This is a genomic window from Paenibacillus sp. YAF4_2, assembly GCF_052113225.1.
Classification (GTDB): Bacteria; Bacillota; Bacilli; order Paenibacillales; family Paenibacillaceae; genus Pristimantibacillus.
Genome location: NZ_JBFRCT010000001.1, coordinates 186,206 through 198,872 on the forward strand (window position 1 = coordinate 186,206; position 12,667 = coordinate 198,872).

At 44.7% G+C, this 12,667-nt stretch carries 10 protein-coding genes; all 10 read left to right on the forward strand.

The window, feature by feature from the left end:
- The first annotated feature begins 2 nt into the window (after nucleotides 1-2).
- The 10 genes from AB4Y93_RS00905 (at nucleotide 3) to AB4Y93_RS00950 (ending at nucleotide 12,591) form a co-directional block, all read left to right on the forward strand.
- Complete coding sequence (locus AB4Y93_RS00905) at nucleotides 3-1,862, forward strand: sensor histidine kinase (RefSeq protein WP_441888147.1); 1,860 nt, start codon at nucleotides 3-5, stop codon at nucleotides 1,860-1,862.
- A 4-nt stretch (nucleotides 1,863-1,866) separates the two neighbouring features.
- On the forward strand, nucleotides 1,867-3,378 hold the full coding sequence (locus AB4Y93_RS00910) for a response regulator transcription factor (protein ID WP_441888148.1): 1,512 nt from the start codon (nucleotides 1,867-1,869) through the stop codon (nucleotides 3,376-3,378).
- Between the two features lie 142 nt (nucleotides 3,379-3,520).
- Nucleotides 3,521-4,399: a carbohydrate ABC transporter permease gene (locus tag AB4Y93_RS00915; protein WP_441888149.1), complete on the forward strand. Its 879-nt coding sequence runs from the start codon at nucleotides 3,521-3,523 to the stop codon at nucleotides 4,397-4,399.
- Between the two features lie 4 nt (nucleotides 4,400-4,403).
- A complete protein-coding gene (locus AB4Y93_RS00920; RefSeq protein WP_441888150.1) occupies nucleotides 4,404-5,234 on the forward strand; it encodes a carbohydrate ABC transporter permease in 831 nt (276 codons plus the stop codon).
- A gap of 95 nt (nucleotides 5,235-5,329) precedes the next feature.
- Nucleotides 5,330-6,253 carry a glycoside hydrolase family 113 gene (locus tag AB4Y93_RS00925; protein ID WP_441889201.1) on the forward strand — a complete coding sequence of 308 codons (924 nt, stop codon included), beginning with the start codon at nucleotides 5,330-5,332 and terminating at the stop codon, nucleotides 6,251-6,253.
- A 213-nt stretch (nucleotides 6,254-6,466) separates the two neighbouring features.
- The gene (locus AB4Y93_RS00930) at nucleotides 6,467-7,816 is read left to right on the forward strand and encodes an ABC transporter substrate-binding protein (protein ID WP_441888151.1); all 1,350 of its coding nucleotides are present in this window, start codon (nucleotides 6,467-6,469) and stop codon (nucleotides 7,814-7,816) included.
- A 185-nt stretch (nucleotides 7,817-8,001) separates the two neighbouring features.
- The gene (gene metE, locus AB4Y93_RS00935; RefSeq protein ID WP_441888152.1) at nucleotides 8,002-10,290 is read left to right on the forward strand and encodes a 5-methyltetrahydropteroyltriglutamate--homocysteine S-methyltransferase; all 2,289 of its coding nucleotides are present in this window, start codon (nucleotides 8,002-8,004) and stop codon (nucleotides 10,288-10,290) included.
- Between the two features lie 209 nt (nucleotides 10,291-10,499).
- Nucleotides 10,500-11,222 carry a YwaF family protein gene (locus tag AB4Y93_RS00940; protein WP_441888153.1) on the forward strand — a complete coding sequence of 241 codons (723 nt, stop codon included), beginning with the start codon at nucleotides 10,500-10,502 and terminating at the stop codon, nucleotides 11,220-11,222.
- Between the two features lie 32 nt (nucleotides 11,223-11,254).
- Nucleotides 11,255-12,301, forward strand: a complete 1,047-nt coding sequence (locus AB4Y93_RS00945) for a DUF4037 domain-containing protein (protein WP_441888154.1) — start codon at nucleotides 11,255-11,257, stop codon at nucleotides 12,299-12,301.
- A complete protein-coding gene (locus AB4Y93_RS00950) occupies nucleotides 12,301-12,591 on the forward strand; it encodes a zinc ribbon domain-containing protein (RefSeq protein WP_441888155.1) in 291 nt (96 codons plus the stop codon). The genes AB4Y93_RS00945 and AB4Y93_RS00950 overlap by 1 nt, the downstream gene beginning before the upstream one ends.
- The last annotated feature ends 76 nt before the right edge of the window (nucleotides 12,592-12,667 follow it).

The window sequence follows — 12,667 nt, forward strand, 5'->3', positions numbered from 1 at the left end:
ACTTGAGCAAATTGGGTTCCCGTTTGCGAATATGGACGGAGTGGCCGTCTACACGGATGGAAGCGAAGCTGTTAATCGTTTTTGTTCTGCTTATTCTGCTTCCCATTGCTTTACTTACTTTATTATCTGCGCAGCGATACACGCAAACGATCGAGACGAACACGGTATCCTATGCTTCGGAACTAACAGATAAAATGATAAGCAAGCTTGACGACTACACGGTGGATATGAAAAAAATCTCGATTATCCCATCTTATTTGGATGAAATCCAAGCCGGATTGAAACTGTCCAACGACTACTATGCGAAGGAGCATGAAGATAAGGGGATATTAACCGACACATCGGCTGCGGATGACACGGTAAAGCTTAAAATTCAGCGCAAAATCGAGAGCAGTATTTATTTCATGAACAATATTAAAGAGGGTACGAGCAATATTTATTTGTTTGACCGTTACGGCAATCCCTATTATGTGATTAAAAGTGGAGGCGTACGATCAAATCTGAGCGACTATTACGGTAATTGGCAGCAAATTGCGGATGAAGCGCATGGCAAACCTGTTCTGGTCAGCACGCAGGAAGTGACCTCGGTTAACCGCAAACAATATGTGTTTACAGTAGTTCGGGAAATTATTGATAAATCTTATAATCCTATTGGGCTAATTGCAGTTGATGCGAACATATCGGTTATAACGAATATTGTGCAGGATTTGGATGCGACGACGCATGGTACAACGCTCATCTTGGATGAGCAGAAGAGTGTCATCTATGACAGCGAGCAAAAATACTTATTGCAAAATTTATCGGAAAATGAGCTGCTGAAGCAGATAACTAGCAAACAAGGCAGCTTTCATATCGGTGAAAAGGATCAATCACAGCTGGTTATATACCGCAAATCGGAGGAATCCGGTTGGCTGATGCTCATCTCAATTCCTGAGAAGCAGCTCATGTCTGATGCGATGCGAACACGCAATTATACGACGGCAGCTGCTATTTTCACGATGTGTCTGGCGTTCGTCATCTCGCTTATCACCATTTTTGCGTTGACCAAGCCGCTGCGCTCGCTAGTTAAGCTGATGAAGCAGGTTCAGTCCGGCAAGCTGGATGTAGTGTTCCCCATAAGGCGGCGTGATGAGGTAGGCATGGTGGGTAACGCTTTCAACCGGATGATGGCGCGTATCATATCTTTGATTGAGGATATATACCGGATCGAGCAGCGCAAAAAACAGATCGAACTCGAAAGCTTGCAGCGTCAAATCAATCCTCATTTTATCTATAACACGCTCGAGTCGATTCGAATGACTGCTGTCATCAATGATGACCCGGAGGTAGGACAGATGGTGCAGCTACTCGGGCAGCAGCTTCGTTACAGCATTCATGCGGGAAGCGAGATGGTACAGGCCGAGCAGGAATGGGAGCACCTGAGAATGTATATGCAGCTTCTAAGCTATCGTTATGGAACTCGCTATTCCTTAAAGCTGCCGGAGGATTCCGCGATTGGGAAAATTGAAGTCATGAAGCTGCTGTTCCAACCAATCGTTGAAAATGCGATCAATCATGCGTACGACGAGCAGACGGGGGATCTGGTTATTTCAATCGGTTATATGCAAGCTGGAGGAGATCAATATTTTGTCGTCAAAGATGAGGGCAGCGGGATGGATGAGACAGCGCTGCTGCGGCTGCGAAGTATGCTTGATGCGGAGCAAATGCCGGAATGGGATGGCCGCGGCATTGGCCTGAGGAATGTGAACGAGCGGCTCAAATTACGCTATGGCGCAGCTTATGGAATTACGGTTGACAGCGTGTTAGATGAAGGAACGACCGTGACCATTAAACTTCCGATCAGTTCAAAAATAGGGGGATGACCTTATGAACATTATTGTAGTCGATGACGAGGAACGTATTAGGCTCGGATTGTGCAAGCTGATCGAACAAGCAGGGGATGACTATGTCATTATCGGCTCCTATGGCAGCGGCCAGGAACTCCTAAATGAGCTTGAGCATCTGGAGCCGGATTTAATTATTACGGATATTAAAATGCCGCAAATGACCGGGCTTCAGCTTATTGCGAAAATTATCCGTACGCGGAAAAAGGTGAAGTTCGCCGTCCTGAGCGGCTTCAATGATTTCGAGTATGCGCGGGAGGCGCTGCGCTATGAGGTTAAGGATTACCTGCTTAAACCCGTTAATTTAGAAGAACTGAATCGTATGCTTGCAAATGTGGAGGCGAGTGTGAAGCAGGAGAATAGCCGCAAACGGCTGGAATCGGAAGATTTGGTCAGTTTGCTGCTGTTTGCTGACGACAGGCAAATGCCGGCTTCATTAATGGATGAGGTAAGCAGCGAGCTTGACAGCAGCCGTTTGTTTGCTGAGCATTATGCTGTGCTGTTTATAGCTGCTGAGCCGACAATTACGGATGAGCAGCTTGAAAAGTTCACCGCAGACTGGCAGCGTGAACGCAAAATTGTAATAAACGATAGTCAGCGAAAAGCAATGGTGATCGCAGTCGGTGAGAATGACCATGCGAATACGGTACGAGAGCTTGCCGTGACACTGCTGCAGCGAATGCCCAGCTTTACGAAAGCGAAAATCGGAATTAGCAGTGTTTTCAGTGGCAGTATCTGGCTTCAACAGGCTTATCGCGAAGCTTCGACAGCTTTTCAACATGCTTGGTATAATAACGAGCTGCGCTGGTGTTCTGGCATGAATAACCAATCGACACATAAGGAAGAGCGTTATCGCTTGCTTCGTATTATCGATAAGGAGGTTTTGCCAGCCCTTCAGGTATGCGACTTTGCAATGGCGAAACGAGCTTTCGAAAGCTGGCTGTTGGAATGCGCCAATTACCGTTTAAATTGGGAAGAGCTGAGGGAAGTATGTTCAGATATGGATGTGCTTATAAGTGAGGAAATAAAGCAATGGCTTGGTCAGCAGCAGTCGAATATCCAGCCGATTAAGATGATTGCTCCCGAGAGCTTCGATGATTGGCGTGCATTTGCCGATCAACTGCGCGCGGATATGAGCAAACGGTTTTTCACGCTTGAGCAGGGACGTTCTGAGAATAAAGCGATTGAAACCATTAAAGCGTATCTTCTGAAGCATTATACGGAAGAAATCGAACTGCAGCGTCTGGCTGATCTCGTCTATTTGACGCCAAGCTATCTGAGCAAGCTGTTTAAAACCGAAACTGGAGAGACGATAACCGACTATTTGACCGCGGAGAGAATTGAACAGGCAAAACGTCTGCTTCGCGACGAGCAAGGTTTGAAAACGTATATGGTCGGCGAAAGGGTAGGCTATGCGGATCCGGCTTATTTTACAAAAGTGTTCAAAAAAATGACCGGTAAAACGCCAAAAGAATACCGTGATATTGTTAGGTGATTATTGTTAGGTGAAAGTTATGTTAATTAAAGACAATAAAGAATAACAAAGACCATTAAAATAATAGAGCCAATCGCCTATAATTCGGTGTAAGCGTTAACAATTCGGCGTGCAATCATCCAACAGAAAGCGAGGGAGCCTATTGTTTAATTTCAGCTTCAAAACACAGCGTTATCTTATTTTATTCGGATTTTTAACGATTCCCGTCCTGCTATCGCTGACATTCTCGTATTATCCAGCAATCTCCTTAATCTATTACAGCTTAACCGATTGGAGTGGACTAGGCTGGGATATGAATTTCATTGGCCTCGATAATTACAAGGAAATATTCACGAAGCCAGAAGTGTTCGGCGCGCTGAAGAACAATCTTTATTATTTTATCGGCGGACTTGTCCAGGTAGCGTTATCGCTGTACTTCGCGGTTATTCTGACCGGCAAGCTGCGTGGTCGGAACGGATTCCGGGCGATGCTGTTCATCCCTTACGTCCTGCACAGTGTTGCAACGGTAATCATGTTCAAAAACCTATATCACATGGAATACGGTTCGCTTAATGTGCTGCTTGGCTCAATTGGATTGGAATCATGGCAGCAGGCTTGGCTTGGAAACAAACATCTCGTGAACTTCTCACTTGCTTTTATCTCGATGTGGAAGTATATGGGCCTCAACATGGTTATATTTATTGGGGCGCTGCAATCCATTCCGAGTGACTTGTATGAAGCAGCTTCAATCGACGGGGCAAACAGCAGACAGAAATTCCGGTTCATTACTTTGCCGAGTATTCGAAAAGTTATGGAGCTGATGCTTATTCTCACCTTGACCGGAGCTCTCGAAGCATTCGATATTCCATATGTCATGCTGCTTGGTGCGAATGATACATCAACCTTCGTCATTAAGACCGTTGACACGGCGTTCAAATATCAGAACTTCGGTCTCGCATCCGCAATGGCAGTGGTGCTGCTCATCATGGTACTAATCTTCATCGTGATTCAACGCAAGCTGCTGTTCAGAGAGGAGAGATAACGAGATGAAACGAGAAGAATCATTCTCCTTTATTATATTCAAATATGTAACGCTGGCCATGGCCTTGTTCGTCGTATTTTTTCCCTTGTATTCTGTATTTGTTGGTGCATTCAAGACGCAGATCGAGTATTACCAATCGGGGCTTCGACTGCCTGCTAATCTATTCAACTTTGATAACTTTAGCAAGGTAATTGACATCGGCAAGCTTGGGCTCGGCTTTAAAAATATTCTCATCATTCTCGTCATTGCGGTTGCCGGTAATATCATGTTCGGGACGATGGTCGCCTATGCAATCGGAAGATTTGATTTTAAGTTGAAAAAACCGATTATGGGGATGTATCTGATTGCCCAAGTTATTCCGATGGTAACGACCCAAGTTGCTACGTTCAGTGTGATTAAATCACTGCATCTGTACAATACGATGGGTGGCCCGATCATTTTGTATTTGGGAGCAGATGTCCTTCAAATCGTTATTTACTTGCAGTTTGTTAATAGCATTCCAAAGGATTTGGACGAAAGCGCGATGATCGAAGGGGCTTCCTTGTTCAGAATCTACCGTTCTATTATTTTCCCGCTGCTAGGACCTGCCACAGCAACTCTTGTCATCTTGAAGACTATTTCAATTTATAACGATTTCTATACACCGTACTTATACATGCCGAGCCAGAAACTGAAGGTCGTATCGACAGCTATCTATTCCTTTGTCGGACCAAATGCTGCTCAATTAAACGTAATATCGGCAGGCATTCTTATTATTTTCATTCCGACATTATTGCTGTTCCTGTTCCTCCAGCGTTATATTTTTGCGGGAGTAACGAATGGCGCGGTGAAATAGTTAAATGGACTAAATAGTAGCTGATAGGACAAAACAAAAGCAATTCATAGGGGAGTGCATCAACGTTGAAACAATGGAATGAGTATGTGAATGGAATGACATGGGGCTGGACAGGGGTTCGCGGCACGTGGGCGAGTCCGGAAGCGGAACACTCCATGTCAGAGATGACCAAGCTGAATGTAAATTGGGTGGCGATAGCACTCGCTGCCGACCAAGAAACACCGCAGTCCACAGACATTCCTTATTGGAATGAACCAACCGTAACGGACGGTGAAGTGTTGTGGGCCATCCGAGAAGCGAAGCGGCATGGGTTAAAAGTATGTCTGAAGCCGGTCGTCAACTGTGCGAATGGGACATGGCGGGCTCACATTAATTTCTTCGATGATGAGGTGCCTGGTGAACCAAGCTGGGCGGAGTGGTTCAAGTCTTATGCTTCATTTATTATGCATTATGCCTCAATTGCAGAAGCGGAAGGCTGTGAGATGCTGTGCATCGGCTGCGAAATGGTGCAGACCGATAAACGCGATAAGGAATGGCGCGATTTAATTGCTGAGGTTCGCAAAATCTACAGTGGGCTTATTACCTATAATTGTGACAAATATCAGGAGGAACGTGTTACCTGGTGGGATGCTGTCGATATTATTTCCTCAAGCGGCTATTATCCGATTGATCAATGGGAAGATCAGCTCAACCGGATCGAAGCTGCAGTGAAGCCTTGGAACAAACCGTTCTTCTTCATGGAGGCTGGTTGTCCAAGCCGTGAGGGCTCGCCTTTCAAGCCTAATGATTGGTCACTTTCTGGCAGCCCTTCCGAGCTTGAACAAAAGCGTTATTATGAAGCCATGTTCGCATCTTGCTCGAAGCGCGAATGGATGCAGGGCTTTATGCTATGGGATTGGCCGGCACGATTGTATAAGGCCGAGGAAGCTGGAAGTAACGATGATTACTGCATGTATGGCAAAAGCGCGGCTGCAGTCATAAGCGAGCATTATGCATTAGGAGTACGGAATAGACGTTAGAATATCATTTCTTGGCATCCAAGAAATAGTAGTCTTTTACTGTCTAGCAACCTAACAAAACAAAAAATGTTAGCATAATTAATGACAAGAAAAACAAAAAAACTTCATGTGAATTTTTTTTTAGAGCGGATATGATGGATATGTAAGCGATACCAAAACGTTCAACAAACCAAATGAAAGCTGTGTAAAACTAAATTGTAGGGGGTAACAACGATGGAAAAAAGATTTGCAGTCACATTGGTTCTTGCTTTAACAGTAGTCCTCACGGCTGCCTGTGGAGGCAACAATGCAGGTAATAACAATGCAGGAACGGCAACGAATTCCAGCGGTAACAATGCAACAGCTTCTAACGACGCTGGTGCGACAAATGCTGCTGCAACAGACTCAGACGCTCCAAGCGATCTGAGCGGCACGATTAAAGTACTTACGCAAAGAACGGACTATGTTAATGATGGAACTTTTGACAAGTATGCAGCTGCGTTCAAGCAAAAATATCCAAATGCGAAAGTAGAATTTGAAGGTCTCACTAACTACGCAACGGACATTCAAGTCCGCTTGACGACAGGGGAAGCCGGCGACGTTCTGATGATTCCTTCTGGCCTTGCTACATCAGAATACAGCAAATATTTCGAACCGCTTCCAGACGAATGGTTCGATAACGTTTACTTCGCGGACAACACTTTGTCTGAAGGCAAACGTTACGGCCTGTCTACCGGTGTTAACACACAAGGTATCGTATATAACAAAAAAGCATTCGCAGCTGCTGGTATTGATAAAGTGCCAACAACGCTCGATGAGCTTTATGCAGATGCTGCTAAGCTGAAAGCAGCGAACATCACACCGCTGTACATGAACTTTGGCGCTCAATGGCCGATGGGCAACTGGGGAGATGGCTCTGCTTGGTATGTCAACGGCGATCCGCAATTCGCAACGAAACAAGTATCCGAGGAAGCACCGTTCCAAGTAGATAACGCTTGGGGCACACTCGCAACCATTGGCCGCACTTTCGTTGAAAAAGGCTATGTAGAGAAAGACTTGTATACGAACAACTGGGAATTGTCCAAAGGCGAAGTAGCAAGCGGCAAAGCGGCCATGTATTTCCTTGGCAACTGGGTAATCCCACAAATTATTGGTGCTGGTGCAGCATCGGAAGATATCGGTTTCTTCCCACTTCCTTATGATAACAGTGGTAAGTACAACGCACCGCTTGGTTCCGACTATTTCGTAGCCGTAAGCAAAGACAGCAAAAACAAGGAGCTTGCTAAAGCTTGGGTTGAGTTCTATGTAAAAGAATCCGGTTACGTTGAAGATTCCGGCTTTATGCCAATCGACAAATCGGCCAAATCATCTATTCCGCAATTGGCAGAGTTTCAAGCTTTGAACCCAACGCTGATCGAAAGTGAAGCAACGGATCCTAAATACAATGAAATTGCGAACAAAGCGCAAATCGGCATCGGTACTGGCGACTACGTTCAAGAGTACATTGTAGCTGATGATCTCAAAGCAGCCTTCGATAAGTTGAATAAAAAATGGAAAGATGCAAAAACAGCTTTGGGCTATTAAACTAATAGCTAACATCGCCTCGCTTCGGGATTATACCGGAGCGAGGTCTTTTTCTTATTGATGTGCTGAAATGAAATTCGTTATAGCCAATAGCTATAACCAGATATAGTATTTTACAGTTACACTATAACTCCGAAACCATGATATCTTGTTTGTAACAAACAATTGATAAGGGGTTGTTGCACATGGCAAAGAGCAGTGTATTGGGGTATCCTCGGATTGGTGAGAACCGGGAATGGAAAAAAGCGCTGGAGGCATTCTGGTCCGGAAAGCTTGAGGAATCGGAGCTTCATAATCAACTTCAGGAGATTCGGTTGAATCATCTTCGCAAGCAAAAGGAGAAGGGAATCGATCTAATCGCCGTTAATGATTTCAGCTATTATGATCAAGTATTGGATACGGCTGCTATGTTCGGGATCATTCCAAAGCGGTTTAACTATACAGGTGGTGCCGTTCCGTTATCGGTCTATTATGGTGTCGCTCGAGGTACGAAGGATGCGGCAGCAAGTGAAATGACGAAGTGGTTCAATACGAACTATCACTATATCGTTCCTGAGCTGTACAGCGCGGAGCCAGTACTCACTGAGAACAAGCCGCTTGCAGCTTATCGCGAAGCCAAACAGAAGCTCGGAATTGAAGGCAAGCCGGTCATCTTAGGACCGTTCACGTTCCTGAAGCTGTCGAAGGGCTATGGCAAGTCGGAGACTGACACATGGCTGTCTATTCTAGTTAAGTTGTATGTGGAAGTGCTGAAGGAGCTTGAAGAAGAAGGCGTTCAGTGGGTACAAATCGATGAGCCAGCCCTCGTCACTAAGCTGAGCAGAGATGATGTGACCAGACTTCAAACGGTATATGGCAAATTGGCTGAAGCGGTGCCTTCTCTAAATCTTCTGCTTCAGACGTATTTCGAATCGGTGGAAAACTATAAGGAAATTATTAATCTGCCTGTTCAGGGGATCGGCCTAGATTTCGTACACGGACTTCAAGGCAACCTGGCATCTATTCGTGAATTCGGTTTCCCTAAAGATAAAGTGCTTGGCGCAGGTGTCATTGATGGCCGTGGCATCTGGAAGGCATCGCTTGGAGAAAAGCTGGAACTTCTGAAAGAGCTACAAGGTCATGCTGCATCAGACAAACTGCTCATTCAATCCTCCTGCAGCCTGTTGCATGTACCGGTAACGGTGAAGGGGGAATCCAAGCTGCAGCCTACGCTTACGAACGCACTTGCCTTTGCTGATGAAAAGCTGGATGAGCTTACCTTGTTGACACGTGCGTTAAATAAAGGTGAGGCTTCCATCTCAGTGGAGCTAGAACAAAGTGAGAAGGCGCTTCAAGCGCTGGAACAATCTGAAGCAAGGAACCGTAAGGCTGTGCAAGAGGCAGTGGCAGTTATTCAAGGGCAAGATGCTGCTCGTCAGTCCAACTTTGAAAGCCGTCAACATGCCCAACAGCAGAAATGGCAGCTTCCTTTGTTCCCAACGACAACAATCGGCAGCTTCCCGCAATCGGCGGAAGTACGTAAAGCCCGTCAGACCTGGCGGAAAGGGGAGTGGAACAGCGAGCAGTATTCTGTCTTCATTAAAGAACAAATCGACAGCTGGATTAAGCATCAAGAAGAGATTGGGCTGGATGTACTTGTTCACGGAGAATTTGAGCGGACGGATATGGTTGAATTTTTTGGGGAGAAGCTTGATGGTTTCGCCTTTACGCAAAACGGCTGGGTACAATCGTATGGTTCCCGTTGTGTGAAGCCTCCGGTCATCTATGGAGACGTCGAATTTACTAAAGCAATGACTGTAGAAGAAACCGTATATGCACAATCAAAGACTGCAAGACCGGTTAAAGGTATGCTCACCGGCCCGATTACCATTATGAACTGGTCGTTCGTTCGTGATGATCTGGCAAGAGAGCAAATTGCTTATCAACTGGCTTATGCCCTGCGTCAAGAAGTTGAGGCACTGGAGAAAGCCGGAATTGGAATGATTCAGGTGGATGAGCCTGCTGTACGGGAAGGCCTGCCGCTGAAGGAGAATGAACAAGCTGACTACTTGGCATGGGCAGTAAAAGCGTTCCGAGTAACGACATGTACCGTCCAAGATACAACGCAAATCCATACTCATATGTGCTATTGCGAGTTCCATGACATGATCGATTCGATTGAAGCAATGGATGCGGATGTGATCTCCATTGAAACTTCGCGCAGTCATGGTGAACTGATTCAAAGCTTCGAACAAAATACGTATAAACTTGGCATTGGTCTTGGTGTATACGATATCCATAGCCCACGTGTTCCGGACATTGAAGAAATGACAGGAATGATTGATCGGGCTCTGCAAGTACTGGATCCAAAGCTGTTCTGGATTAACCCAGACTGCGGACTAAAAACACGCGGTAAGGAAGAGACAATTGCCTCGCTCCGCAACATGGTCGCTGCGACCAAGATTGCCCGTGACAAACATATAGTAAACGTGTAAAGATTATTTAAGACTGTACCAAAAGTCATCTTGGATGACTGTTGGTGCAGTCTTTTTATTGAAGACATATGGTTGATTAGTTCTATCCAATAATTGTAAGATGAATTAATAACCAAGGGGTATTAGTGGATGGTGTCAATGTAGCTGAAGTTAGTGATGGCTTGCAAGGAGAACTGTATACTGATGAAGATCCAAAGGGGGGAGATGACATGCCTGCGTTTTTTGCCCGGAATGGTACAGAAGATTTTATACCCTACACCGCTGCTCATACAGTTATGCTTACAGCTCTGGTTGTTTCGGTGCTTCTTCTATATTTCTTTCGGTCGGAAGTCCGTAACCACGATCTTGTAAAAACGATTATTAGGTACAGTATTCTCCTGGGCCTCTTGGCGCCTCAGATAGTCCTCTATTACTGGTATGCTATTCTAGGACTATGGGACGTTAAATACACGCTTCCGCTCGAGCTCTGTAGTATATCACAGTTCCTTGCTATTATTATGTTGTTTACAAGGAGTAGATTGCTTTATCAGATCATATTCTTCGCGGGCATTGGTGGTGCGATACAAGCGATATTCACGCCAGATTTAGATTATCCGTTTCCGCATTTCCGATTTTTTCACTTCTTCATCGTTCATATTGCAATTATCCTTGCCCCTCTCTATATGACGTGGATCGAAAACTTCCGTCCGACCTGGAAATCCATTTGGATTACAATGATCTTTCTGAACATTCTTCTCGTAGTTGTTGGTGGTACAGATTATTGGCTGGACGCCAATTACATGTTTCTTAAGCATAAGCCAGAAGGCGCCTCTCTATTAGATTTATTAGGTCCATACCCTTATTATTTGGCAGTAGAAGAAGTTATTGCACTTTTAATATTCACGATTATGTACCTGCCCTTTATCCGGTGGAGAAGACGGCAGGACTTATAAAGAAGATGTTGACAGACTTGGAGGAATGGGGAATGTCTTTTATTAAAGGAATAGAATTATGTCGTCGATTTCATGTAGAATTCGTTGAGCCTGTAATGACGAGCCATTACTCTTTCTTGTCATATTCATCGGCTCTAATTGGTCCCGGAAGCGAAGTGCTCGGTTATGATACGGAAATGTCGACCGATCACGATTGGGTGCCGCGGGTGTATCTATTTCTTACCCAACAAGATATAGGGTACTCAGATCAAATACTTTCCGCTCTCCACGAGCAAGCTCCGGAACAGTACTACGGCTTCCATGTTGATATAAAGAAAAGCGTTATAACAACAGTGCCGAAGTTCATTGAAAGTTATCTTGCCGTTAACAAAGATGAATTAGAACTAACAGATTGGTTAACGTTTCCTTCGCAGTCACTGCTTGAAATAACAAAGGGGGCAGTTTATAGGGACGACAAGGGTCAACTTTCCACATTACGCAAACAATTCGAATATTACCCTCACGATATTTGGTTGTATCTTATGGCATCAAGTTGGCAGCGAATCGGTCAAGAGGAACATCTGATGCTGCGTTCAGGCTTTACAGGTGACGAGCTTGGATCGGCTATTATCGCTTCACGCCTTGTCCGCGATATTATGAATCTTTGTTTTCTTATGGAGCGGCAATATGCACCCTATCCAAAATGGTTTGGTACGGCTTTTAAACAATTGAAATGCTCTGATCAAATCATGCCTCATCTTTGGACTGCTCAAACGGCAGTCACATGGAGAGAACGCGAGCTTGCGTTGAATAATGCATACAAACCTCTATCAAATATGCACAACGGATTAGGGGTCACGGAAAAGATTCCTGAGGATGTTTCAACCTTTTATGATCGTCCTTTTAAAGTAATGAACGGTGAAGCAATTGCCAGCCTCATCACAAATCAGATTGTGGATCCTGACATTCAACAGTTATCCCAAAAACGCCTGATTGGTAACATAGACCAGATTACAGACAACACGGATTTTAGAAAAATGAATCAGTGGTCTGAGGGAGAATGCGCAAGAAAAGCATTAAAAAATATATATAATGCCTAATGAGTTTGAAATCTATAAAAGATAGTATTGAGAGGGGTCCCCATGTTCCAGCAGATTTTAGAAGTGGAGATAATTTCAAATGTTCTAAATGTAACGGCACCGATTGTACGGTCAAAGAAATTGCAATGACTGGTGCAGGGTTGAGTAAGTTGCTCGATATCCAGCACAATCACTATTTGTTCGTATCTTGTATAAATTGTGGCTCTGTGGAGATCTATGACCCAAATGTCCTGGAAGATAAGAAAGTCGGAAAATTGGGATCTATAATAGATGTTTTGTTTGGGAGTTAATATACTTGAATTCGTTTGGCTGCAGTTCATCAGGATCAACTGCCATTACAATAGTAGTAAAGGGCAGCATAGCGCA